The following is a 24,913-nucleotide window of genomic DNA, read 5'->3' on the forward strand; positions in this document are numbered from 1 at the left end:
GCCCGTGGGGGCTCGCCGCGCGGGTGGTCACGCGCGGCCGGCGCGGTGACCCGGTGTTCACAGGTGCGCCAGCTTCTCCAGGACGGGGGCGGCCTGGCGCAGGATCGCCAGTTCCTCCGCGCTGAGCTTCTCGGCCAGTTCGGCGAGCCAGGCGTTCCGCTTGTCGCGGCTCTCGGCGAGCATCGCCTCGGCCTGCGAGGTGCGGCTCACCACCACCTGGCGCCGGTCGTCGGGGTCCGGCTCCCGGCGGACCAGCCCCTTGGCCTCCAGCATCGCCACGATGCGGGTCATCGACGGCGGCTGGACGTGCTCCCTGCGGGCCAGCTCCCCCGGGGTGGCAGAGCCGCAGCGCGCAAGGGTGCCCAGTACCGACATCTCGGTGGGGCTCAGCGACTCGTCGACGCGCTGGTGGCGCAACCGGCGCGACAGCCGCATCACGGCGCCACGGAGATCGCTCACCGCGGCACGATCGTCCTCGGACAGTTCAGTCACAGTCGTTAGTTTAGCTCATTACTTTGGCTAAGCACACGTACCGAGCGAATGATGCCCGTCACCCCCGGCCCGAACCCCACCCCTCCCACATCTCACCCGTACGGGTGAAATTGCCACCGAAAGCGACACGTGCGGCCGCGATGTGCGGCGACGGTGGTCGCATGGCATCGAGAGTGCTCAGCCTCCGGATAGACGCGGCGCTGTGGGACCGGATCAATGCCCATGCCGCCAGACGCGGAATGAGCGCCCAGGACTACGTGGTCCGGACGCTCATGCGGGACGACTTCGACGAACGCTTCAAGACGGCGGTCGAGGCGACCGACCGCTTCTACGCCGAGGCGCCCCGGCCCGGCCAGGAGCCGCCCGCCGGATCGGGGCCCGCCGCCCGCGACCCGGCGGCGCGGCGGGCCCACCCGCCAGCCAAGCCCCCGGCCCACCCCCAGCCCCATCCACAGGGGCGGCCTCAGACCAGGCCGAGCGCGGGCATCAGGTAGTAGAAGGCGAAGACCGCGGCCACCACGTACAGCGCGACGGGCACCTCGCGCCACCGCCCGACCGCCGCGCGCAGCAGGCAGAAGGCGATGAAGCCGATGCCGATGCCGTTGGTGATCGAGTAGGTGAACGGCATGAGCACCATCGTCAGGAAGGCCGGGACCGCGATGGTGAAGTCGCTCCAGTCGATCTCCCGGATGGAGCCGGACAGGATCAGGAAGCCGACGGCGACCAGCGCGGGGGTGGCCGCCTGCGCGGGCACCATCTCCGCCAGCGGCGCCAGGAAGAGGGTGAGCACGAACATCAGGCCGGTCACGACGCTGGCCAGCCCGGTCCTGGCGCCCTCGCCGACGCCCGCGGTCGACTCCACGAAGCAGGTGTTCGCCGAGGAGGAGGTCGCGCCGCCCGCGGCGGTGGCGATGCCGTCGATCATCAGCACCCGGCTCATCCCGGGCAGGTCGCCCTTCTTGTCGAGCAGCCCGGCCTCGTCGCTGACGCCCAGGATCGTGCCCATGGCGTCGAAGAAGCAGGACAGCAGCACCGTGAAGACGAACAGGATGCCGGTGAGCACGCCGACCTGGTGGAAGCCGCCGAAGAGGCTGACCTTGCCGACCAGGCCGAAGTCGGGGGTGGCGACGGGGTTGCCCGGCCACTTGGGGACGGTCAGGCCCCAGCTCCCGGCCGGCACGTCGGCGATCAGGTCGACGACCACCGCGAGCACCGTCATCGACACGATCGAGATGAGGATGGCACCGGAGACCTTGCGGATGATCAGCGTCAGCGTCAGCAGGGTGCCGAGCACGAAGATCAGCACCGGCCAGCCGGTGAGGTGGCCGTCGCCGCCGAGCTGGAGCGGCACCGTGGTGTGGGCGGCGTCCGGGACGCGCGTGACGAACCCGGAGTCGACCAGGCCGATCAGCAGGATGAACAGGCCGATGCCGATCGCGATGCCCTTGCGCAGGCCGAGCGGCACCGCGCTCATCACGCGCTCCCGCAGCCCGGTCGCGACCAGCAGCATGATCGCCAGGCCCGCCAGCACCACCATGCCCATCGCGTCGGCCCAGCTCATCTTGGGCGCGAGCTGGAGGGCGACCACCGTGTTGACGCCGAGGCCGGCGGCGAGCGCGACCGGCACATTGCCGACGACCCCCATCAGCAGCGTGGTGAAGGCCGCGGTCACGGCGGTGGCGGTGACGAGCTGGCCGCCCTGGAGGTGGTGGCCGAACTTGTCCGTGCCGGAGCCGAGGATGATCGGGTTGAGCACGATGATGTACGCCATCGCGAAGAACGTCGCCAGCCCGCCGCGGATCTCCCGGGGGATGGTGGAGCCGCGCTCGGAGACGCGGAAGTAGCGGTCCAGGCCGGTGGCGGGCGGGTTGCCCAGCGGTGGGCGCGCGTCGACCGGAGCGGGGGCCGTGGGGGACATGCGGGTCCTCAGGGTGCTCTCATCGCCCCGGACTGGGCGATCGTACGAATGATTTCGGTCAACGAGTGACCGTTTCAGTATGAACAAACAGGAAACCGGACGCTATCTCCGCGCGTAGAAGCCCATGGGTACGGGCCGACCCCGCCCACCCGCACCCTCCCCCCGGCCGCATACGATGACCCCATGAGCAAGGAGCGGACCCCTCTGCGCGAGGCCCCCGAGCCCCTGGAGGCGAACGACGTCGCGACGATCACGGTGGGTGTGATCGTCTGGTTCGTGCTCTTCTTCGCCCAGCTGCCGTTCTACGGCTGGTACTCCGACCACGGCCACACCTGGTTCATCTGGACCTGCCTGGCCGGCGGCTCCTGCGGCCTGCTCGGCCTGGTGTACGTACGGGCCCGGCGCGACGCCATCGCCAGGTCCCGGGCCGACGCCCCCGACCAGGTCCCCGCCGCGCCGAACGGCCCCTCCACCGACCCGGAGAAGCCGCAGAACGGGTGAACGGGTGAAAGCCGCCCACCGCACGTAACGTCGAGCCATGACGGAACGTGCGGACACGGACACGGACGCGAACCCGGGTACGGACCCGGAAGTGGACCCGGAAGTGGACACGGAACCGGAAGTGGACACCGCCACCGGCACGGGCACCGCTCCCGCCGCCCGCGAGCCGGGCCTGAGCAGCGCCGAGGTCGCGCGGCGGGTGGAGCGGGGCGAGGTCAACGACGTTCCGGTGCGCTCGTCCAGGTCCGCCACCGAGATCGTCCGGGCGAACGTCCTCACCCGGTTCAACGCGATCATCGGCGGGCTCTTCCTGGTGATCCTGGTGGTGGGACCGATCCAGGACGGCCTGTTCGGCTTCGTGATCGTGGCGAACACCGCGATCGGCGTCTTCCAGGAGCTGCGGGCCAAGCGCACCCTGGACAACCTCGCGGTGATCGGCGAGGCCAAGCCGACGGTGCGCAGGGACGGCCGTTCCACGGAGATCAGCACCTCGGCGATCGTGCTCGGCGACCTGATCGAACTGGGCCCGGGCGACAAGGTCGTGGTGGACGGCCGGACCGCCGAGGCGGACGGCCTTGAGGTCGACGAGTCGCTGCTCACCGGAGAGGCCGACCCCGTCCTCAAGCAGGTCGGCGACGAGGTGATGTCCGGCAGTTTCGTGGTCGCCGGAGGGGGCGCCTTCACCGCGACGAAGGTCGGCCGCGAGGCGTACGCGGCGCAACTGGCCGACGAGGCGTCACGCTTCACGCTGGTCGACTCCGAGCTGCGCAACGGCATCAGCCGCATCCTCAAGTGGGTGACGTGGATGATGGCGCCGACCGCTGTCGGCCTGATCATCAGCCAGTTCACGGTGGAGGACCACGACTGGCGGGAGGCGGTGCGGCGGACCGTGGGCGGCATCACGCCGATGGTGCCCGAAGGGCTGGTGCTGCTCACCTCGGTGGCGTTCGCGATCGGCGTGGTCCGGCTGGGCCGTCGCCAGTGCCTGGTGCAGGAGCTGCCCGCGATCGAGGGTCTGGCCCGGGTGGACGTGGTCTGCCTGGACAAGACCGGCACGCTGACCCAGGGCGGCATGGACCTCACCGCGCTGCGGATGCTCGACGGCGCCGGGGAGGACCGCACCCGCCGGGTGCTGGCCGCCCTCGGCCGCTCCGACCCGCACCCGAACGCCAGCCTCCAGGCGATCATCGACGCCTGCCCGCCGGAACTGGCCGAGGGGTGGCGGGGCGCGGACACCCTGCCGTTCAGCTCGGCCCGCAAGTACAGCGGCGCCGCCCTGACCGAGCCCGACGGCACCACCGCGCGCTGGCTGCTGGGCGCGCCCGACGTGCTGCTCCCCGAGGGGCACGCCGCCCTGGCGGAGGTGGACCGGCTCAACGACGAGGGGCTGCGGGTACTCCTGCTCTCCCGCACCGAACGGGAGGTGGACGACCCGGACGCCGCGCGGGAGGTCGTCCCCCAGGCGCTGGTGGTGCTGGAACAGCGGCTGCGGCCGGACGCGGCGGACACCCTGCGGTACTTCGCCGAGCAGGACGTGCACGCCAAGGTGATCTCGGGCGACAACGCGGTGTCGGTCGGCGCGGTCGCCGGGAAGCTCGGGCTGCCGGGGGCTCAGCGGCCCGTCGACGCGCGGCGGCTGCCGGCCGGCCGCGACGAGATGGCGCGGGTGCTGGACGAGGGCTCGGTCTTCGGCCGGGTGACCCCGCAGCAGAAGCGGGACATGGTCGGCGCGCTCCAGTCCCGCGGGCACAACGTGGCGATGACCGGCGACGGCGTCAACGACGTGCTGGCGCTGAAGGACGCGGACATCGGCGTCTCGATGGGGTCCGGCTCCGAGGCCACCCGCGCGGTCGCGCAGATCGTGCTGCTCGACGACAGCTTCGCCACGCTGCCGTCCGTGGTGGCGGAGGGGCGGCGGGTGATCGGCAACATCACCCGGGTCGCCACGCTGTTCCTCACCAAGACCGTGTACTCGGTGCTGCTGGCACTGCTGGTGGTGTTCTGGCAGATCCCGTACCCGTTCCTGCCCCGGCACCTGACGCTGCTGTCCACGCTGACCATCGGGGTGCCCGCGTTCTTCCTTGCACTGGCGCCGAACAAGGAGCGGGCCAGGCCGAACTTCGTCCGCCGGGTGATGCGGTACGCCACGCCCGCGGGGGTCGTCTGCGGCCTCGCCGCGTTCGCCGCGTACCTGGTGGCGCGCCAGCACTACGTGGGCGGGGGCGCGTTGGACGCGGAGACCAGCGCCGCGACGCTCACGCTGTTCCTGATGGAGGTGTGGGTGCTGGCGATCGTGGCGCGGCCGTACACCTGGTGGCGGATCGCCCTGGTCCTCGCGATGGTGGTGGGCTTCCTGGTGGTGCTGGCGGTGCCGTGGCTGCAGCGGTTCTTCGCGCTGAAGCTGGTCGGCGAGCAGGTGCCGTGGACAGCCGTCGGCATCGCCGGGGCGGGCGGGGTGGTGCTGGAGTTCTGCTGGGCGTGGGTCCGCCGCCGGGACGACGCCCGGTCCGCGTCCTGACCGGCCCCGCCCGGCCGGCGGCCTGAACCCGGACACGGGCGGCCCCGCGGCCCCGCCGAACCCGGGCCTCAGCAGCCCACGGCCCTACGGCCCCGCTCTCCCGGGCCTCAGCCGAACCCGCGGCCCTACGGCTCCGCGGCCCCGCCGAACCCGCGGCTCAGTCGAACCAGCGGTCCCGCGCCAGCTCCTCCGTACGGGTCGGGTCCTCCAGCAGCGCGGCCAGCTCGAAACGGCGCTCCCAGCGGCCCGCCGCCCAGGCCAGCCCGGCCGCGACGCCTTCCACGGTCGCGGCGTGCAGCACTCCGTCCACCCAGCGCCAGTCGACCTCCACGTCACCGGTGAGCAGCAGCTCCTCGTGCTCGACGTAGCCGTCCGGGGCGCCCGGCAGCAGATCGTGTACGGCGGGCAGGACCTCGTGCGGCTCGCCGTGCGAGACCACCGCGGCCTCCACCGCCTCGCTCAGCCGGCGGACCTGGAACAGCTCGGCCAACTCCGCGGCCAGCCGCGGCGGTACGGGCAGCAGCGGCAGCCCGCCGGCCAGCGGCAGCAGGTCGGGCGCGTCCGCGACCAGCGCGTCGGCGGCGTCCACCACCACGACCTCGCCGTCCCGGACTGCCCGAAGGTCGTCGGGCAGGGTGACCTGTTCGGGGTCGAGTTCGGCCAGCGCGGCGTACAGGCCGTGGAGTTGGGCCGGCGTGACCGCGCGGTCGGGGTCGGAGAGGCGGCCGAGCAGTTCGGCGGCGCCGCCCGGCTCCGCGAGCAGCGCGTCGACCGTGGTGCGCACACCGAGCGCGCGCAGCACCTGCGCGTCCACCGCGGAGTCGGTCTCGGCCTCGTCGTAGAGCCCGGCCAGCAGCCGGTCGCCGCCCGCGGCGCGCAGACCGACCGGGCGCCGTCCGCCGAGCACCGGGTGGTCGCGCAGCCACCACGCCGCGTACGGCCGTACGGACTCGGTGGTGCCGTCCGGCAGCAGCACCCGGACCTGCGCGGCCACCGCGTCGCGCAGCGGCGGGCGGGAGAGCAGGGCCAGTGCCCGCGGCCAGGCGTCGTCGTCCACCAGGTCGAGGTCGCGGACGCCGATCACCTCGGTGGCGACCGGCGGCACGTCGGCCTCCGGAAGCTGGTCGAGGACGTCCTCGCACCACACGTCGACGGCGTCGAGCAACCCGACGTCGTCGGGTTGGGCCCAGTCGGTGTCGCGCGGTTCGAGGTCGTCCGGGTCGAGCACCACGTCCTCGGCGCGGACCAGCGCGAAGGTGGCGAGCACCCCGACCGCGGTGAGGGGCTGCTCGCCCCAGCGGTCGGCCAGTTCGGCGTCCACGGCGGCGAGTTCGCCCTCGCGCAGCACGGACTCCAGCGGGCTGCCGGGCAGTACCAGCTCGCCCGCGGGGGCGAGTTCGCCGTCCTCGTCGGGCAGCGCGAGCGCGGCCAGCCACGGCTCGTCGCCGGGCGCCAGGCCCGCGTCCCGGGCCATCCCGAGCACGGCGTCGGCCAACTCCTCGGCGTCCAGGCCCGTTTCGTCGTCCCAGGCGGCGCGTTCCTCGTCGAGGGAGGCCGCCACCACGGCCCGCACCTGCGGGCTGGTCAGGATCGCGCGCGGCGTGGCCGGGGACGCGCCCAGCTTCTCCAGCAGCGGGTGGGCGGCGTCCGCGTGGGCGACCCGCAGACCGAGCCGGGCGAGCACCGACGGGTCCACCCCCGCGGCACCCGGCTGCCCGGCCCCGGCCGAGGCCCGCTCACCGGCCCCGTCCAGGGTCCGCTCACCGGAGCCGTCGGACCCCCGCGCGCCGTGCCCGGCTTGCTCCCGGTCCGGCGCGCCGGAGGCGTACCCGTCGCCGGGCACCGGCAGCAGCACCTGGCGCGGGCCGACCACCGTGCGGCCGTCGGCGAGCGGGACGGGCAGACCGCTGAGCACGTCGGGATCGGTGCCGGCGAGGGCGTCGTAGAGCCGCCACCACCAGCCCGCGGGGCGCTCGGCGCCGGCCAGCCGGTCCACCACATCGGCGAGCGACAGCCGGGAGACGCCCAACTGCCGCAGCGCCGGACGCCGTTCGAGGCTCGCGGGCAGCAGCGTGGGCAGCACCTCGGCGAGCACCCGGACCGCCTCGGCGGTCGCGCCCTCCACGATCTCGGCCTCGACCGGCCGCAGCGGGTGCCCCTCGCCCGTCAGCCGCCCGCCGTCGTCCCAGGCGTCCGGATCCGGCGCCGGGCCGCCCGCGTCGAGCGCACCCGCCCCGGACTCCACCGCCCGCGGCAGGAACGGGGTGCGCGGCAGCGCGTCCAGCACCCGCCGGCGCAACTCGGCGTCCAGACCGCCCTTTCCGAGCGGCCCCGGCACGAGGTCCACCACTCCGGCACCGACCGGCTGCCAGTCGGCCAGCAGTCGGACGTACGCCTGAGCGGCGCGGTCCAGCAGGAAGTCGGTGAGCGGGCCGGGCGCGGTGTGCCGGCGGGTCGGGTCGAGCGGGAAGGTGGCCAGCAGCAGCGCGGGCAGGCCGAGCGGCTCGTCGGTCGGGGTCGGCGCGTGCACGACGCCCGCGGTGCGCGGCGCGGCCGGCGCGCCGTCGGGGTCCACCGGCACCGCCCACGTCACGGACCAGACCGGGCGCAGGCGTTCCTCCACCGGCCGGTCCGCGAGCAGGTCCGCGGACAGTTCGCCGCCGCCCGCCGCGACCCGCCAGCGGGTGGGCGCGTCGCGGCCGCTGTCCTCGATGAGCACGTCTCCGCCGTCGAGTTGACGCCGCGTCAACGTCCGTACGCCCGCGGGCGTTTCGACGACGACCTCGGCGAGTCCCGGCAGCGCGAGCAGCAGCGCGTCGTCCACCGCGGCGAGCAGGCGGCCGGCCAGGTCCTCGGCGGAGCCGTCCCGCAGCGGCAGCACCACCACGGTGTCGTACGGGGCCGGAGCGCTGCCCTCCGCGGGGAACGGCAGCCGCAGCAGCGGGACATGGCCGTCGCGGCGCCGCAACTCCTCGGCCAGGTCGGGGAGGTCGGCGGTCAGCGCGCGGGCCTCGCCGAGCGACCAGCGCACCCCGCCGGCGCGGCTGAGCACGGCGGGTTCGTCGCTGACCGCGAGGACCGCGGCGAAGCCGATGCCGAAGCGGCCGACGACCGCGTCCGCCGTGTCGTCGCGCTTGGCGGAGGCGCGCAGCGTGGACAGCGACTCGACGGCGGCCGGGTCGAGCGGGGCACCGGTGTTGGCGGCGGCCAGGCAGGCGAAGGGGGAGCCGGTGGCGTCGGGGTCCGGCGCGTGCAGGGTGAGCCGGAGGCGGCCGGGCACGCCGGCGCGGGTCGCGGCGTCGGCGGCGTTCTGGGCGAGCTCCACGATCAGGCGGTCCCGGTGGCCGCCGAGCGCGAGGTCCTCCTCGGCGTTGGCGTCCTCACGGAACCGGGCGGCGGACGCCGACCACGCGGTCAGCACGGCCTGGCGCAGCGAAGCGGTGCGGAAGGGGTCCGGTCGGCCTTCCGGGGTCGTGCGGATCACGCCTGGGCGGGTCACGTGGACCTTTCGTCTGCACTGTGCGCGTGGGGTTCCGGCCGCTCCGGGCCCCTACGGGCCCGACCGTACTCCACTGGCGCGCGCGGGGGCCGCGGCCCCCTGAAGTGGTCGGTTCTGTCCGCCGGGGACCGAACGGTCCGTTCCGGGCGGCTTCGCCGCGGGGAGGCCGGCACGGCGCCGCACGGCCGGATCGGGCGCCCCACGACGGCTCCACGGCACCCGGCCGGCCGCCGGTCGGACCGGAGCCCCGCCACGCGGACCATGCCCCGGCCCGGAGGCCGGACGCCCCCTCGCCCGCCGCACAGGCGACGCCAGCCGTCCGCCGCGGAGGCCCCGGTGCCCCGCAGCGCTCCAGGGCTCCAGGGCTCCAGGGCTCCAGGGCTCCCAACGCCTCACGGCGCCCCGCCCCCGCACCCTCTCCCGCGCCCCGTACCCCGCAGCCGCACCCACGGCCGCAGGATTCAGGCGGGCCTCACACCGTCTGGTCGTCGTGGAGGTCGTCGAGGACCATGGGCGCCGGCTCCGGGGTCTTCGGCATCACCGCCGCCTCCGAGTGGCCGCCGCACCCGTACGCGAGGGAGACCAGGTTGCCGTCGGCCGGGGAGTACTCGTTCGCGCAGATGCCGAAGGCCTGCCCGAGGGAGCCGCCGATCGGCACCAGGAAGCCGCAGCTCACGCAGTTGGCGGGCGCGGCCTGGGCCATCGGCGTCTTGGGGCCGAACCGCTCCTCCCAGCGGTCCGCGGAGGTGTGCAGGCCGTACCGGGACAGCACCCGGGCCCGGCCGAGGCCGAGTTGCCGGGCGACCGAGCCGATCTCGGCGATGCTCGGGCCGCCGGTGACCACGTCGCCGGCCGTCACGGCGGCCTCTCCCGCCTCGCCGGCCCCGGCGGCCTCTCCCGCCTCCTGAGCGGCCGCGGCGGCGGCGGTCGCGGCGTCCTCGGTCGCCACCGCGACCGGGGCGGCCCCGGCGGCCCGCCCGGTGTCCTCGGCGGTCCCGGCGTCCGCGGCGGCCACCACCGCCGCCGCGCCGTCACCGGTCCAGCCCGGTTCCAGCCGCAGGTCGTCCGCCTCGGTGGGCAGCAGGTCGCCGGGGCCCATGTCGCCCGGCCGCAGCCGCTCGCTCCAGGGCACCCACTCGGGCGCCAGCACGGAGTCCGGCCCCGGCAGCAGCACCGTTTCGTCGATCGTCACGGCCTTCGCCCGGGAGGCGCGGGTCAGCGTGGTCGCCCACCGCCAGCCGCGGTAGGCGGGCTCGGTGCAGGCGAAGAGGTGGGTGACCACGCGGTCTCCCTCGGCGACCACGCCTAGGTGCTCTCCGACCGACGCCTCGCCCACCGCCTCCCTCGTCACGGCCAGCGCGACATCGACCGCCTCGGCGCACAGGCGGTCAGGGGTACGGCTTCGCATCGCAGGACTCACAGAAATCGTTTCTCTCTCTACGCCGTCTCACGTGTGCGCCCGCGGGCGGGCGGACCCGAAGTGCGGAGAACCTCGGCGGAGCGGACCGACGGACCGCTTCGACGCCTGAGTTCCCCGCTTCCCCGGCCCTGCCCGAGCGTCATCGGGCGCACCTGTTGTCACCCATTCTGCGTGATCGCACGCTACCGGTGCGCACCCTGCGCGCAAAGGAGGGGGTGCGCCGTCTTCCAATTGGGGCAGGATTGCGACGTGGCACGAACCGTGACCGCGGGCCCAGGGCCCGCACGCAGGGCCGGGCGCGCCCTCGCGAGCGGCGTGGGGCGGTCGGCGGGAGCGGTGCGCCGCCGTATCCGGCGCACGACACACGCGGGCGGCGCGGGCGAGTCGGGCCTCGCGAAGCTGATCGAGTTGCACGCGGTCAACTCCGCCGGCGACATGATGATCACCGTCGCGCTCGCCAGCACCGTGTTCTTCTCCGTCCCCAGTGGTGAGGCCCGCAACCGGGTCGGGCTCTACCTGCTGATCACCATGGCGCCGTTCGCACTGCTCGCACCGGTGGTCGGTCCGATCCTGGACCGGCTCCAGCACGGCCGGCGGGCCGCGATGGCGATGTCGATGATGGCCCGCGCGGTGCTCGCCTGGACGATGGCCGGGATGGTCGCCCACGCCGGCCTGGGCCTGTACCCGGCGGCGCTGGGCAGCCTGGTCGGCTCCAAGGCGTACGGCGTGGTGCGCAGCGCGGTGGTGCCGCGCCTGCTGCCGGACCGCACCACCCTGGTGAAGGCGAACTCCCGGGTCACCCTTTCGGGTCTGCTCGCGACGGCCGTCGCGGCCCCGGTCGGTGCCGTGCTGCACACCATCGGACCGCAGTGGCCGCTCTACGGCGCCTTCGCGATCTTCATGTGCGGGGCGGTGCTCAGCATGGCGCTGCCGAGCAAGGTGGACTCCACGCGCGGCGAGCGCCGGGCCCGGCTGAGCGCCGACGAGGAGGCGTCGGCCGAGCCGTCCGGCATCCCGGGGCGCAGGCCGGGTCTGCTGGGCGTCGGTTCGTCGGTGCTGCACGCGTTGCAGGGCAACTGCGGGCTGCGCTCGCTGTCCGGCTTCCTGACGATGTTCCTCGCGTTCATGCTGCGCGAGCACCCGGTGGGCGGGCTGTCGCCGGAGTTGTCGCTCGGGGTGGCGGCCGTCGCAGCGGGTGCCGGCAACGCGCTGGGCACCGCGCTCGGCGCCTGGCTCAAGGCCCGCGGTCCCGAGGTGATCATCACGACGGCCCTGGTGTGCGCGCTGGGGACCGCGTCGGTGGCGGCGAGCCTGTTCGGGCTGTTCACGGTCGCCGCGGTGACCGCGGTCGCGGGCATCGCGCAGGCGCTGGCGAAGCTGTCGCTGGACGCGCTGATCCAGCGCGACGTGCCGGAGGAGGTCCGCACCTCGGCGTTCGCCCGCTCCGAGACGGTGCTCCAGCTTTCCTGGGTGGTCGGCGGCGGCATCGGCATCGTGCTCCCGCTGAACGGGTCGCTCGGCATGGCGGTGGCGGCCTGCCTGGTGCTGACGGCGTTCTCGGTGTCGGTGCGCGGGCTGCTCGGCGCCGCCCGCCACGGCTCCTCGGCGAAGGCCCGCGTCGCCTGAGCGCGCGAGTCCGCGTCGCCTGAGCGCGCGGGTCCGCACGGGGCGCGCGACCCGCCCCACCAGGCCGCGCCCGGCGGGACACGGCGTACCCGCGCGCGGAGCGGAGGCGCCCGCCCGGTAGCCTCCTGCCATGAGCATTCGCCGCGCCGCCACCGCCCTCGGTGCCATCTCCCTCGGGTTGATCTCCCTCACCGCCTGCACGAAGCCGACCGCCGAGGCGACGGTCACCGTGGGCAGCAAGTCAGTGATGGCGTCGGCGAGCAAGGGGTGCTACGCCAAGGGCGCGCTGCTGCCGCAGACGGTCTTCGCCAAGTGCCTCCAGGAGAAGCCGACGCACCACATCACCGTTCCGGTCGGCGACACCGTCCGCATCGGCGTGGACCCGTCGATCGCCGACAAGGGCTGGCTGATCGTGCAGAACACCTCGCTCGCCAACGACGAGGTGCTCAAGGACAAGACCTACTTCACGGTGGACAGCGCGGAGCTGTTCCACGTGCAGGACCCGCAGACCGGCCAGACCAGCCCGGTGTCCAGCGTGACGCTGAACATCGTCGAGTCGTCGGACACGACCGGCGCGAAGGTCACCCGCGTGGTCTCCTTCGAACTGCGGCGCGACCACTGAGCGGAGGCCGTCGCACGGCGGCGCCCCCTCGACGCCCGCGCACGGCGGGCCGGTGAACGGATGGCGGTGGAACCCATGAGCGGCACGACGGCTCCGGCACGCCGCCTGCTGGTGGTGACCGCGGTGGCCGCCGAGCGCGACGCCGTAGCCGCGGGCCTGGCCGCCGCCCTGCCCCCGGACGCGGTGGCCACGGCGCCCCCGCTCCCCGCGGCGGTGGTCGGCGCGGGGGCGGAGAACGGACAACGCCCCGCCGCTCCCGCGCTGCGCGCCACCGTGCTGGCCGGAGGTGTCGGCCCCGCCGCCGCGGCCGCCGCCACCGCGGCCGCGCTGGCCCGCGCGCAGGCCGCGGGCGATCCCTACGACCTGGTGGTCGGCGCGGGCATCGCCGGCGGCTTCGCCCCCGCCGCGCCGGTCGGCGCGGTGGCCGTGGCCAGCGCGATCACGGCCGCGGACCTGGGCGCGCAGACGCCCGACGGCTTCGTGCCCGTCGCCGAGTTGGGCTTCGGCACCTCCCGGCACCTGCCGCCGCCCCGGCTCGGCCGGGCGGTGGCCGACGCCCTCGCGGCGGCGTACGGACCGGTGCTGACGGTGTCCACGGTGACGGGCAGCGCCGAACGCGCCGCCGAACTGGCGGGCCGTCACCCGGGCGCGGTGGCCGAGGCGATGGAGGGCTTCGGGGTGGCGGAGGCGGCCGCCGCGGCGGGCGTGCCGGTGCTGGAGATCCGTACGGTGTCCAACGCCGTCGGGCCCCGCGACCGGGCCGCATGGCGGATCGGGGAGGCGCTGGCGGCCCTGACGGCCGCGTTCGGAGGGCTGCCGGCCGTACTGGAGGGTGAGGCACATCATGGGTGACGAGCAGATGACACGGACGGCACCGCGGCGGCAGGACGGCCAGGAGCCGCCGAGCGGACCGGCCGCACAGGACGGACCCGCCGTACACGACGGACCCGCCGCACAGGGCGGACCGGAGCAGGCAGCGGCGCTGCGCATCGCCTACTCCCCCTGCCCCAACGACACCTTCGTCTTCCACGCCTGGGCGCACGGCCTGGTCGAGGGCGCGCCCGCGCTGGACGTGTCGTTCGCCGACATCGACATCACCAACGGCATGGCCGAGCGCGGTGAGTTCGACATCCTCAAGGTGTCGTACGCGGTGCTGCCGTGGGTGCTCCGGGACTACGCCCTGCTGCCCTGCGGCGGCGCGCTCGGCCGCGGCTGCGGCCCGCTGGTGCTGACCCGCGAACCGGGCACCGACCTGGCCGGGAAGACGGTCGCGGTGCCGAGCGAGCGCTCGACGGCCTACCTGCTCTTCCGGCTGTGGGCGGCGGCCGAGGTGCCCGGCGGGGTGGGGGAGATCGTGGTGCTGCCGTTCCACGAGATCATGCCCGCGGTCCGGGACGGCCGGGTCGACGCGGGCCTGGTCATCCACGAGGCCCGCTTCACCTACCAGAACTACGGTCTGCACAAGCTCGCGGACATGGGCGAGCACTGGGAGGCCACCACCGGGCTGCCCATCCCGCTGGGCGCGATCATCGCCAGGCGGTCGCTGGGAGCCGAGCGGCTGCGGGAGCTGGCGGAGGCGGCCAGGGCGTCGGTGCGGCAGGCGTGGGAGGAGCCCGGGCGCTCCCGGGAGTACGTCCTCGCCCACTCCCAGGAGATGGACCCCGCCGTCGCCGACCAGCACATCGCGCTGTACGTCAACGAGTTCACCGCCGACCTCGGCGAGGACGGCTACGCGGCGGTGCGCGGGCTGCTCACCCGCGCCGCGGCCGAGGGCCTGGTGCCGCCGCTGCCGGCCGACGCGCTGGCTTTCGCATAGCTCCGCGCATTCGTGACGCGTGTGACCTGAATTCCCGCACCCGGGCTTTACCGGAATCCGCGATTCCAGTAAAGCCCGGTTAAAGCAGGGTGCTCCGGCCGGTTCCGGCCGGCCGGTCAGACATCAAGCTGGTCGGCGACCACGCGCAGCACCGAGGCGATCTTGTGGCCGTGCGCCTTGTCCGGGTAGCGGCCCCGCTGGAGCGAGCGCGCCACGTCCTCCAGCAGCGAGGTGAGGTCCTGCACGATGGGCAGCAACTCGTCCGGCTTGCGGCGCTGGGCGGCGGCCACCGACGGCGCGGGATCGAGCAGCGTCACCGAGAGCGCCTGGTCACCGCGCTGGCCCGCCACCACCCCGAACTCCACGCGCTGGCCGGGCTTGAGGGCGGCCACCCCGTCCGGCAGGACCGACGAGTGCACGAAGACGTCGCCGCCGTCGTCGCGGGAGAGGAAGCCGAAGCCCTTCTCGCTGTTGAACCACTTGACCTTGCCGGTAGGCACGTCCGACCTCGTCCTCATTGCTCGGTGTTGCCCGAAGTACTCGGAGCTGACAGAAAATCTCGGAGCTGACAGAAGCTACTAGAAATTACCCGAACACGCCGGGGGGCCGCTGGAAAATTACCCGAGAGCAGCCGAAAAACGCCGTCGGCAGGCGTTCGGGGGACCGGCCGGCAGCCGCCCGCGGCGGACCCGCCGCCCGCCGCCGTACGGCAGGGCGCCCGGCGGCTCCGACTCCGTTTCCACTCCGTCCACCCCACGGACCTACCCTTGTCGGGTGAGCAAACAAACCCTGGGCCCTGGTGACCTGCTGGTCCGCACCGGCGCGATCACGTTCCTCGTCGGCGCCGTCGGCACCGTGGTGACGGTCGCGCCGCTGCTGCTGCACACCAAGCGGCTGCCGACGCCCGCGTACTTCGTGTCGATGCTGATGGGGGTGGGACTCGCGCTGGCCCTGGTCGGGCTGCTGAAGTCCGCGCTCGCCCAGCGGCACACGACGACGGGTACGGGCCGGGGCGAAGGCGCGGGCCGGGGCGAAGGCGCGGGAAGCGCCGGGCGTACGGTCGCGGGCGGACGGCCCGCGGCGGATCAGGCCGCGGCGGAGCGGTAGTCCGCGAACCAGGCCGGGAACTCCGTCAGGTCGGCCAGCACCACGTCGGCGCCCGCCGCCAGCAGTTCGTCCTCGCCGCACGGACCGGTCGCCACGGCCACCGACAGCGCGCCGGCGGTGCGGGCGCCGCGCACGTCACCGACGTGGTCGCCGACGTAGACCGACGCGCCGTACTCGACCAGCGCCTCGGCCTTCGCCTCCGCCCACAGCCAGCCGCGCAGCTCCGCGTCGATGCCGACGTGGTCCAGGTGCAGCCGGGCGTTCGGGGCGTGCTTGGCCGTGACGACCAGCGGGCGGCCGCCCACGGCCCGCACCGCCTCTATCGCCGCCACCGCGCCGGGCATCGCCGGGGTGGGGACGATCGCGTGGTCCACGTAGAGGGCGCGGTAGCGGTCGCCCATCTCCGGGATGCGCTCCGCCGGGAACCAGTTCGCCAGCTCGTCCTCCAGCGGGGGGCCGAGGCGGGTGACGGCCAGGGCCGAGTCGATGAAGGTGCCCGTCTCCTCGGCCAGCCGGTCGTACACCGCCTTGATCCCCGGGCGGGAGTCGATCAGGGTCATGTCGAGGTCGAACCCGACGGTCAGCGGTGCGGCGAGGTTCTTGGTCACCCGGCCATTGTCTCCGACGGCCGTACGAGCCCCCGGGTGCCCCCGTCCCCTCCGCCGAGGGACCGCCTCCCGGTGGGCGGGTCCGCCAGGACCCGTGGGCGGGTCCGCCGAGACCTGGCGGGCAGGGCCCCCGGAACCGCCCCCTCCCGCGGGCGCCGGGTCCTCCCGGCCGTCGGCGGCCTGCCACGCCGTTCCCCGCGCCCCTTCCGGCAACCGACCGGACGGCGGCCCGGGCGGGTGCGGTCAGCCGCTCGCGGACCTGCGGGCGCGCCAGACGAAGTAGAGAGCCGAGCCGACGGCGGCGACGCGGACCGCGACGGGCAGGTCGTCCCGGACCGCGTGGCCCATCTGCCCCTGGGCGATTGGGGAGCCCCACCGCCCCTTGCCGCGGCCCCACAGCCAGACGGCGAAGCCGACGGCCGTGGCACCCGGCACCCCGAAGACCGCGATCTTGGCCTGGGTACGGGTGAGGGTGCGGGAGAGGTAGCCGGCCAGCCAGCCGAGTCCGAGCGGAATCCAGGAGCCGATCACCACACCGGCCACCAGCAGCAGGGCGGCGAGCAGCAGGATCGGGCTGCCCCAGCCGCGTACCCGGGCCCGGGCGCCGCCGCCCGCCCCCGCGCCCGGCCGCAGCAGCCCGCGCAGCAGCCCCTTCCGCTGCTTCGGCGCCTCCCCGGCCGGGGCGCCGTCCCCCGCGGCCCCGGCCGCCTCCGCGCCACCGCCCCCTCCCCCCGCCAGGGCACCCGGGAGCGGCTGCGGCTCCTCCGCCGCCTCCCGACCCGCCAACTCCTCGTCGTCGAACGGGATGAAGATCCCCCCGGTCATCCCGGGCAGCCCGGGCACCTCCTCCCCCAGCCGCGCGCGCCCGTCGCCCGGGCCGCCGCCCCACCACTCCGGCTCCCGGTCGCCCCGGCCCCGCTGCGCCCGCCGGGTGCGGTCCCCGGCCCCGTCCCCCGGGTCCCCCGGCTCTTCGGCCGTCCCCTTCGCGGCCGACTCCGCGGCCGCCTCCCCCGGCTCGCCCCGGGAGGAGTCGCGGGACTTCGGCACCGCCGCCCGGCGCGCCTTCGCGTACGGCCCGTACGACCCCGGCGCGGGCTCGCCGGCCGGCGGCTCTTGAGCGCCCGCCGTTGAAGCGGCACCGGCACCGGCCGACCCCCGCGTGCCGGCCGCCGCCTCGACCACCTCGTCGGGGCTGCCGAACCGCCCGAGGATGCGCTGCACCGTCGCCGCGTTGTCGCCGTCGCCCCTGGCCTTGTCGATGTCCGACCTCAACTGGGCCACCAGCCGCATCCGGTCCGCCGCGGGGAGCGCGGTCTGCGCCAGGTCACCGACCCGGCTCAGGTAGTCGAACACCAGCCGGTCGCTCTCCACGCCCACCGCCGGGCTCCTTCCGCCGTCCGCCGCACCGCCGCCCGCCACGACGACCGTACCGGTCCCCCCACCTCCGTGCGGCTAATGTGGGAGGGATGGATACGGCAGAGCCGCGCACCCTGGCGGAGGACCTGCGCGCACGTGACGACGACGCGCTGGCCCGCCTGCTGCGCGCCCGGCCGGATCTGCTCACCCCGGTCCCGAACGACCTCACCCAGCTCGCCGGCCGCGCCGCCACCCGCGCGTCCGTGCTGCGCGCGCTCGACCAGGTCGACGCGTTCACCCGGCAGGTCGCCGAGGCGCTGGCGGTGGCCGCCGACCCGTGCCCGTACGACGCACTGCGCGTGCTGATGGCCGGCGCGGACCCGGCCGCCGCCCCGCTCGGCGCGCCGCTGCCCGCCGACCTCGCGGCGGCGGTCACCGCGGCCCTGCCCGGCGCGGTGGAGCGGCTGCGCGTGCGGGGCGTGGTCTGGGGCGGCGAGGACCGGCTGCGGCTGGTGCGCGCGGCCCGGGACGTGCTCGCGCCCTCTCCCTCGGTGGCGTCCGCGACCGGACTCGGGCCCTCCGTCGGCGAGGCCACCGCGGGCATGTCGCCGGCCCGGCTCCAGGAGATCGTGGCCGACGCGGGGCTGCCGGCCACCCACGACCCGGTGAGCGCGACCCGCGCGCTGGCCGAACTCTTCGCCGACCCCGCCGGGTTGGGCCCGCTGCTGGACTCCGCGCCCGAGGGGGTCGGCACCGTGCTCGACCGGCTGGTGTGGGGCCCGCCCTACGGCGAGGTGCGGGACGCGACCGCGCCGGTGCGGGCGGTCGGCGCCACCACCGCCGTGCAGTGGCTGCTCGCCCGCGGCCTGCTGCTGCCCGCCGGCGCGCACAACGTGGTGCTGCCGCGCGAAGCGGCCCTGGCGCTGCGCGGCGGCCGGGCGCACCGCGCGCCGCAGCCGGCGCCGCCGCCGGTCGTGCCGGTGCCGCGCACCGCGCGCACCGTCGACATGACCGCGGCCGGTCAGGCGCTGACCGCGGTGCGCACCGTGGCGGAACTGCTCGCCGCGTGGGAGACGGGCGGGCCGGCGGTGCTGCGGGCCGGCGGGATCAGCGTGCGCGATCTCAAGCGGATCGCGGCGACCCTGGACCTGCCCGAGCCGCAGGCCGCCTTCTGGCTCGAACTGGCCTACGCCGCCGGGCTGGTGGCCGCGGACGGCGAGGTCGACGAGGCGTACGCGCCGACTCCCGCGGCCGACGGCTGGGCGACCCTGCCCGCGCACCGGCAGTGGGCGGTGCTGGCCGCCGCCTGGCTGGCGGCGACCCGCACCGCCGGGCTGGTCGGCAGCCGCGACCCGAAGGGGCGGGCGCTGGCCGCGCTCGGCCCGGACCTGGACCGCTCGCTGGCGCCCCAGGTGCGGCGCGGCGCGCTCGACCTGCTCGCCGGGCAGCCGCCCGGCACGGCGGCGGAGCGGGAGTCGCTGCTGGCCCGGCTGCGCTGGGACCGCCCGCTGCGGCCGGGCGCCGACGCGCTGCGCGCCGACCTGCTCGACTGGACCCTCCACGACGCCGAGACACTGGGCGTCACCGGCCGCGGCGCGCTCGCGGCGCACGCCCGCCCGCTGCTGGCCGGCGCGCCGGACGAGGCCGCCGCGGAGCTCGCGCCGCTGCTGCCGGAACCGCTCGACCACGTGCTGCTCCAGGCCGACCTGACCGCCGTGGCCCCGGGCCCGCTGGTCGCGCCGCTCGCCGAGATGCTGGGCGTGCTCGCCGACGTCGAGTCCAAGGGCGGCGCGACGGTCTACCGTTTCACCCCGGCCACGGTGCGGCGCGCCCTGGACGCCGGCCGCAGCGCCGCCGACCTCCAGTCGTTCCTGGCCACCCATTCGCGGACGCCGGTGCCGCAGCCGCTGAGCTACCTCATCGACGACGTGGCCCGGCGGCACGGCACGCTGCGGGTCGGCGCGGCCGCCGCGTACCTGCGCTGCGACGACGACGCGGTGCTCACCGAACTCCTCGCCGACCGCCGGGCGAACGGCCTCGGGCTGCGCCGGCTGGCCCCGACCGTGCTGGCCGCGCAGGCCGACCCGGCCACCTTGCTGGAGCGGCTGCGCGCGATGGGCCTCGCCCCGGCCGCGGAGTCCCCCGACGGCGACGTCCTGATCACCCGCCCCGACGGCCGCCGCACCCCGCCGCGTACGCCGCCGCTGCCGGTGACCGACGGTCCGCCCGCGCCCGACGACGCGCTGCTCGGCGCCGCGATCAGGGCGATCCGGGCCGGCGACCGCGCCGCCACCGTCACCCGCAGCGCCCCCGCCCCGCAGGACGGCGGGCTGCCCCGCACCCCGGCCGCCGACACCCTGGCGACCGTGCAGGCCGCGGCTCTGACCGGCGAGTCCGTCTGGATCGGCTACGTGAACGCCGAGGGCGCCGCCACCCAGCGCGTCATCGCCCCGCTCCGCGTCGAGGGCGGCTACGTGACCGCCTACGACCACACCGCCGACGCGACCCGCACCTTCGCGCTCCACCGCATCACCGGCGTCTCCACGCTCACCGAAGACCCCTCCTGACGGGCTCGGCCCACGGTCGCCGGGTACGGCGCCGGACACGGGACCGGGTACGGGGCCGGGGCTCGGAGGCGGTCCCCCGAGAGGTCACTGCCCGGGGTCGGCCGGGTCGCTCCGCGGCGCCGTGCCGATGCCGTAGCGGTGGTACCAGTGGTGGCGCCGGGGGTGGAGCGCACGGCCGAGGCGCAGTCCCAGGGCGAGGTAGCCGAGCAGGGCGCCGGCGGTGTTGAGGATGACGTCGTCGATGTCGAAGGCGCGGCCCTCCACCAGCGTGCCCTGGGCGCTCTCGACCATGAGCATCACCAGCGCGGTGACGACGACGACCCGGACCAGGCCCCGGGTGCGCGGGAAGAGGGTCGGCAGCAGGATGCCGAAGGGCACGCCGAGCAGGACGTTGCCGCCGATCTGCTTGACGGTGTCGCGGTGGTCGGGCTGGTCGAGGTAGGCCCGGATCGACGCGCCCGGCCGCAGGTTGGCGTGCACGAGCGCGTCGGACGCGGGCGAGGGCACGAGGGTGACCCGGGCCAGCGCGACCGCGAAGGCCACCATGGCCACGAAGAGCACGGCCAGGACGAGCGCCCGGGCGGTCAGCGCGAGGGCGGAGTGGCGCTGGAGCAGCGGAGCGCGCGGGGTCCGCTCGCGTGCGGCGGGCTGCCCGTCCGCCGTCGCCGCCGCGGGCTTCGCGGACGGGTCGGCGGCCTTCGCGGACCGGGTGAACCAGGAGGACCTCGCCGGTTCGGCGGGCCTGGCGGGCTTGGCCGTCTTGGCGGGCTTTGCCGTCTTGGCGGAGGACGCCCGCTCGGCGGACGCGGTCCGGCCGTCGCCGCCGGAGCCCGGCCACCAACCGGGGAGCGTACGGCGGGACTTCGTCGCCGACCCGTCCGCGGCCGTACGGGGACGCGCCGCAGCGGTCCTCGGCCGGCGCGCGGCTCCGGACGCGGAGCCGGGTTCGGGCTTCGCCGTGGACGGGGACGCGGCGGCCTTGGCCTTGGACCCGCCCTTGACGGGGGACTTCGGCTTGGGCTTCGGCTTCGGCTTTGAGCCGGTTTTGGGTGCGGTCTTTCCCGCCGCCCGGGTGGTGGCCCCTCCGCCCGCCGTGGAGGACCGGTCGGTATGGAAGAGCGGGACGCGTAGCGCCATGGAACCCGGCCCCCTCGCATAGGCACTGTCCTGGCGCCGCCTACCCCCGACCGGCCGCCGTACGCGGGGCGGCGTACGGCGGCCGGAAAGGGTCGAACGGTCATGCGGGCGGGGTCAGTTGTGACGGCCTCGCCTGCGGCTGAAGACCACCAGCGCACCGCCGGCGCCCAGCACCGTGACGGCTGCCGCGGCGGCCCACTCGACCTGTGCCGACGCACCGGTGTGCGGGAGGGACGGCGGGGTCGATGCCGGCGTCGTGGGCGGGGTGCCCGGGTGGTGCGACGGAGGCGTCGTGGGCGGAGTGCCCGGGTGGTGCGACGGAGGCGTCGTGGGCGGAGTGCTCGGGTGATCGGACGGCGGCGTCGTCGGGTGGTGGGACGGCGGAGTGGTCGGGTGGTGGGAGGGCGGAGTGGTCGGCGGCTTCGTCGGGTGATGAGACGGAGGCGTCGTCGGGTGGTGGCTCGGGTGATGCGAGGGGTGGTGTCCCGGGTGGTGGTGCCCTGGGTGCTGGGACGGCGGAGTGGTGGGCGGCTTGGTCGGGTGGTGGCTCGGGTGATGCGACGGGTGGTGCCCCGGGTGGTGGGACGGCGGCTTGGTCGGGTGGTGGGACGGCGGAGCGGTCGGCGGCTTGGTCGGGTGGTGGGACGGCGGAGCGGTCGGCGGCTTCGTCGGGTGATGCGACGGAGGCGTCGTCGGGTGGTGCGACGGAGGCGTCGTGGGGGGCTTCGTCGGATGGTGCGACGGAGGAGCAGTCGGCGGCTTCGTCGGGTGATGCGACGGAGGCGTCGTCGGGTGATGCGACGGGGGCGCCGTGGGCGGCTTGGTCGGGTGATGCGACGGAGGAGCGGTCGGCGGCTTCGTCGGGTGATGAGACGGGGGCGTCGTGGGCGGGCAGCTCTCGCTGTCGCTGGGCGCCGGACTGCCGCTCGGCCACGAGTCGCCGTGGCCCGGGGCCGAGCCGCCGCCGTACCCGCCCGGTGCGCCGGTGGGGTGGTGCTCGGCGGGCGCGGTGGAGGGCGCGGCGGTCGGTGCGGAGCCGTTCGGCCACGACGTGTCGTCGTCGTCCGCTGCCGCCGCCGACGACGACGGCTCCTGCGCCGGTGCGTCACTCTTCGGCGGCCACTCGCTGCCGTTCGGCCAGGACGTGTCCGACGGGGTGGCGGCGGACCGGAGCGCGGCGGTCGTCCCGCCGTCGTCCGCGGTGGCGGCGCCGGCCGGCGAGCCGGGCAGCAGCAGGCCGGCCGCGGCCATGACCGCCGCGCCGACCACTGCCGTGGAAGCCGCGGCGGCGCGGAACGTCCCCCGGCGGCGCGGCTCCGTGGGGGGATTCGTCTGCTGGTGATCCATGGGGGCAGAAAACATCAAATCGGACTGTTCATCTTGTATGCGCAGCACATGCCGCGCACAGATTCGCCTGTCCGGACGCACCCCCGTCCCCACCCGCGCGGCGAAGTACAGTTGTCTGTTCGCCCATCCCTCGGAGGCCCCCTTGTCCTGCTTGATCGTCCAGAGCGACAAAACGCTCCTCCTGGAGGTCGACCACGAGCGGGCGGACGCCTGCCGCCGGGCGATCGCCCCGTTCGCCGAACTGGAGCGGGCCCCCGAGCACATCCACACCTACCGGCTGACCCCGCTGGGGCTGTGGAACGCCCGGGCGGCCGGCCACGACGCCGAGCAGGTGGTGGACGCGCTGGTCGAGTTCTCCCGCTACCCGGTGCCGCACGCCCTGCTGGTCGACGTGGCCGAGACGATGGACCGCTACGGCCGGCTGCGGCTGAGCAAGCACCCGGCGCACGGCCTGGTGCTGACCACCACCGACCGGCCCGTGCTGGAGGAGGTGCTGCGCTCGAAGCGGGTGCAGCCGCTGGTCGGCGCGCGGATCGACGAGGACACCGTCGCGGTGCACCCCTCGGAGCGCGGCCAGATCAAGCAGGTGCTGCTGAAGCTGGGCTGGCCGGCCGAGGACTTCGCGGGGTACGTCGACGGCGAGGCGCACCCGATCGAGCTGGACCAGGACGGCTGGGCGCTGCGCCCCTACCAGCAGCAGGCCGTCGAGGGCTTCTGGCACGGCGGCTCCGGCGTGGTCGTGCTGCCCTGCGGCGCGGGCAAGACCCTGGTCGGGGCGGGCGCGATGGCGCAGGCGAAGGCGACCACGCTGATCCTGGTGACGAACACCGTCTCGGCCCGCCAGTGGAAGCACGAACTGGTGCGGCGCACCTCGCTCACCGAGGACGAGATCGGCGAGTACAGCGGCACCCGCAAGGAGATCCGCCCGGTCACCATCGCCACGTACCAGGTGCTCACCACGAAGCGGAAGGGCGTCTACCCGCACCTGGAGCTGTTCGACTCCCGTGACTGGGGGCTGATCGTCTACGACGAGGTGCACCTGCTCCCGGCGCCGGTCTTCAAGTTCACCGCCGACCTCCAGGCGCGCCGCCGGCTGGGCCTGACCGCGACGCTGGTGCGCGAGGACGGCCGCGAGTCCGACGTGTTCTCGCTGATCGGGCCGAAGCGGTTCGACGCTCCGTGGAAGGAGATCGAGGCGCAGGGGTACATCGCGCCCGCCGACTGCGTGGAGGTCCGGGTGAACCTCACCGAGAGCGAGCGGCTCGCGTACGCGACGGCGGAGACCGAGGAGAAGTACCGCTACTGCGCGACCACGGCGACCAAGCGGAGGGTGACCGAGGCGCTGGTGGCCAAGCACGCGGGGCAGCAGACCCTGGTGATCGGGCAGTACATCGACCAGTTGGACGAGCTGGGCGCGCACCTGGACGCCCCGGTGATCAAGGGCGAGACCACGAACGCGCAGCGCGAGAAGCTCTTCGACGCCTTCCGGCGCGGCGAGCTGTCGGTGCTGGTGGTCTCGAAGGTGGCGAACTTCTCGATCGACCTGCCCGAGGCGACGGTCGCGATCCAGGTCTCCGGCACCTTCGGATCGCGCCAGGAGGAGGCGCAGCGGCTCGGCCGCGTGCTGCGCCCGAAGGCCGACGGGCACGAGGCGCGCTTCTACTCCGTGGTGGCCCGCGACACCATCGACCAGGACTTCGCCGCCCACCGCCAGCGGTTCCTGGCGGAGCAGGGCTACGCCTACCGCATCGTGGACGCGGACGACCTGCTCGCGGGGTCCGCGGAGGCGGAGGAGTGAGGCACCCGGGCCTCGGGCTCAGGGCCCCGGGGGTCCCCCGGCAGCCCGCTTCCGGGGGGCCGGGCCGGCGGGTTCAGTAGCGCTTGCCGTCGGCGCCGAGGAGGACGACCTCCACGGCCGTGGTGACGAACACCTTCACCGCGCGCAGCGCGTCGCCGACGACGTGGCGCGGGTGGCCGGGGCGGGCGCCGAGCGCGGTGCCGCCGTGGACGGTGGGACCTGGGGGAAGTGTGGTGGAGGCCATGTCTCCACCGTAGGGATCACACGGGCGGCCGACGTCGGGCCATGGACGGATATCGGGAGCCGCGGCTGCGACCTCGGGCGGACCCGCGACCCTGACGGGCGTGTCGGGGTCACCCCGAGAAGGGCGGCGGCCGGCCGCCCGGAAACCGGTTCGCGCCGCCGCGGCCCGGCGCGTATAGTTCCGCGTCTTGCCGCCTCCCTGACGGGAGTGCCGCCGCCCGGACGGAAACCGGCCGGCCCCTTCGTGTCACCACCGCGTGCGTACGCGCCGCCGTACGCGCCCACGTACCTGCCCGGAGGCCAAGCCGTGCCCTCGCACGCCCCCGACCAGCCCGTCC

20 protein-coding genes and 1 pseudogene are annotated in these 24,913 nt (G+C 75.2%); 11 read left to right on the plus strand and 10 right to left on the minus strand.

Annotation, left to right across the window (positions count from 1 at the left end):
- Positions 1–57: 57 nt before the first annotated feature.
- On the minus strand, positions 58–435 hold the full coding sequence (locus RVR_RS13980; RefSeq protein WP_202238599.1) for a MarR family winged helix-turn-helix transcriptional regulator: 378 nt from the start codon (positions 433–435) through the stop codon (positions 58–60).
- Positions 436–653: 218 nt separating this feature from the next.
- On the opposite strand from RVR_RS13980, the gene RVR_RS37545 reads away from it, so the two are divergent.
- A complete protein-coding gene (locus RVR_RS37545) occupies positions 654–986 on the plus strand; it encodes a hypothetical protein (protein WP_237404730.1) in 333 nt (110 codons plus the stop codon).
- Here the strand turns inward: RVR_RS37545 and RVR_RS13990 are convergent.
- A complete protein-coding gene (locus RVR_RS13990; protein ID WP_202234171.1) occupies positions 956–2,410 on the minus strand; it encodes an NCS2 family permease in 1,455 nt (484 codons plus the stop codon). The genes RVR_RS37545 and RVR_RS13990 overlap by 31 nt on opposite strands.
- 183 nt (positions 2,411–2,593) lie before the next feature.
- Between RVR_RS13990 and RVR_RS13995 the strand changes: the two genes are divergently transcribed.
- Complete coding sequence (locus RVR_RS13995) at positions 2,594–2,911, plus strand: DUF2530 domain-containing protein (RefSeq protein ID WP_202234172.1); 318 nt, start codon at positions 2,594–2,596, stop codon at positions 2,909–2,911.
- 37 nt (positions 2,912–2,948) lie between these two features.
- Entirely contained in the window at positions 2,949–5,429 is a 2,481-nt protein-coding gene (locus RVR_RS14000; protein ID WP_202234173.1) for an HAD-IC family P-type ATPase, read from the plus strand.
- A gap of 157 nt (positions 5,430–5,586) precedes the next feature.
- On the opposite strand, the gene RVR_RS14005 is transcribed toward RVR_RS14000, so the two are convergent.
- Both RVR_RS14005 and RVR_RS14010 read right to left on the minus strand, forming a co-directional pair.
- Positions 5,587–8,913, minus strand: coding sequence for a sacsin N-terminal ATP-binding-like domain-containing protein (locus RVR_RS14005; protein WP_202234174.1), 3,327 nt, complete (start codon positions 8,911–8,913; stop codon positions 5,587–5,589).
- Between the two features lie 487 nt (positions 8,914–9,400).
- Positions 9,401–10,336 (minus strand): DUF3027 domain-containing protein, encoded by a 936-nt coding sequence (locus tag RVR_RS14010; RefSeq protein ID WP_202234175.1) that lies wholly within the window; start codon positions 10,334–10,336, stop codon positions 9,401–9,403.
- 261 nt (positions 10,337–10,597) lie between these two features.
- On the opposite strand from RVR_RS14010, the gene RVR_RS14015 reads away from it, so the two are divergent.
- The 4 genes from RVR_RS14015 to RVR_RS14030 all read left to right on the plus strand — a co-directional run bounded on the left by RVR_RS14015 (position 10,598) and on the right by RVR_RS14030 (position 14,412).
- Positions 10,598–11,974, plus strand: coding sequence for an MFS transporter (locus RVR_RS14015; RefSeq protein ID WP_430393132.1), 1,377 nt, complete (start codon positions 10,598–10,600; stop codon positions 11,972–11,974).
- Positions 11,975–12,104: 130 nt separating this feature from the next.
- A complete protein-coding gene (locus RVR_RS14020) occupies positions 12,105–12,596 on the plus strand; it encodes a hypothetical protein (protein WP_202234176.1) in 492 nt (163 codons plus the stop codon).
- A 75-nt stretch (positions 12,597–12,671) separates the two neighbouring features.
- Positions 12,672–13,448, plus strand: coding sequence for a futalosine hydrolase (locus tag RVR_RS14025; protein ID WP_202234177.1), 777 nt, complete (start codon positions 12,672–12,674; stop codon positions 13,446–13,448).
- A 136-nt stretch (positions 13,449–13,584) separates the two neighbouring features.
- A complete protein-coding gene (locus RVR_RS14030; protein ID WP_237405310.1) occupies positions 13,585–14,412 on the plus strand; it encodes a 1,4-dihydroxy-6-naphtoate synthase in 828 nt (275 codons plus the stop codon).
- Between the two features lie 116 nt (positions 14,413–14,528).
- Here the strand turns inward: RVR_RS14030 and RVR_RS38600 are convergent, their stop codons facing one another.
- A complete protein-coding gene (locus tag RVR_RS38600; protein ID WP_202234178.1) occupies positions 14,529–14,912 on the minus strand; it encodes a cold-shock protein in 384 nt (127 codons plus the stop codon).
- A 274-nt stretch (positions 14,913–15,186) separates the two neighbouring features.
- Between RVR_RS38600 and RVR_RS38895 the strand changes: the two genes are divergently transcribed.
- A complete protein-coding gene (locus RVR_RS38895) occupies positions 15,187–15,519 on the plus strand; it encodes a hypothetical protein (RefSeq protein WP_346731452.1) in 333 nt (110 codons plus the stop codon).
- Here the strand turns inward: RVR_RS38895 and RVR_RS14045 are convergent.
- Both RVR_RS14045 and RVR_RS14050 read right to left on the minus strand, forming a co-directional pair.
- Positions 15,498–16,127: an HAD family hydrolase gene (locus RVR_RS14045; RefSeq protein ID WP_272933081.1), complete on the minus strand. Its 630-nt coding sequence runs from the start codon at positions 16,125–16,127 to the stop codon at positions 15,498–15,500. The genes RVR_RS38895 and RVR_RS14045 overlap by 22 nt on opposite strands.
- Before the next feature lie 243 nt (positions 16,128–16,370).
- Positions 16,371–17,504: an HAAS signaling domain-containing protein gene (locus tag RVR_RS14050; protein ID WP_202234179.1), complete on the minus strand. Its 1,134-nt coding sequence runs from the start codon at positions 17,502–17,504 to the stop codon at positions 16,371–16,373.
- Between the two features lie 89 nt (positions 17,505–17,593).
- Between RVR_RS14050 and RVR_RS14055 the strand changes: the two genes are divergently transcribed.
- A complete protein-coding gene (locus tag RVR_RS14055) occupies positions 17,594–20,050 on the plus strand; it encodes a helicase C-terminal domain-containing protein (RefSeq protein ID WP_202234180.1) in 2,457 nt (818 codons plus the stop codon).
- Positions 20,051–20,134: 84 nt separating this feature from the next.
- Here RVR_RS14055 and RVR_RS38900 read toward each other — a convergent pair whose 3' ends face one another.
- On the minus strand, positions 20,135–21,187 hold the full coding sequence (locus tag RVR_RS38900) for a VanZ family protein (protein WP_346731453.1): 1,053 nt from the start codon (positions 21,185–21,187) through the stop codon (positions 20,135–20,137).
- Positions 21,188–21,301: 114 nt separating this feature from the next.
- Positions 21,302–21,427, minus strand: a pseudogene (locus RVR_RS39135) (LPXTG cell wall anchor domain-containing protein); the annotation flags it as partial.
- 643 nt (positions 21,428–22,070) lie between these two features.
- Between RVR_RS39135 and RVR_RS37555 the strand changes: the two are divergent.
- Positions 22,071–22,529 (plus strand): hypothetical protein, encoded by a 459-nt coding sequence (locus tag RVR_RS37555; RefSeq protein WP_237404731.1) that lies wholly within the window; start codon positions 22,071–22,073, stop codon positions 22,527–22,529.
- Between the two features lie 147 nt (positions 22,530–22,676).
- The gene (locus RVR_RS14070; protein ID WP_202234182.1) at positions 22,677–24,332 is read left to right on the plus strand and encodes a DNA repair helicase XPB; all 1,656 of its coding nucleotides are present in this window, start codon (positions 22,677–22,679) and stop codon (positions 24,330–24,332) included.
- Positions 24,333–24,405: 73 nt separating this feature from the next.
- Here RVR_RS14070 and RVR_RS14075 read toward each other — a convergent pair whose 3' ends face one another.
- A complete protein-coding gene (locus RVR_RS14075) occupies positions 24,406–24,576 on the minus strand; it encodes a hypothetical protein (protein ID WP_202234183.1) in 171 nt (56 codons plus the stop codon).
- Positions 24,577–24,913: the final 337 nt, after the last annotated feature.

This window comes from Streptomyces sp. SN-593 (assembly GCF_016756395.1).
GTDB classification, from domain to species: Bacteria; Actinomycetota; Actinomycetes; order Streptomycetales; family Streptomycetaceae; genus Actinacidiphila; species Actinacidiphila reveromycinica.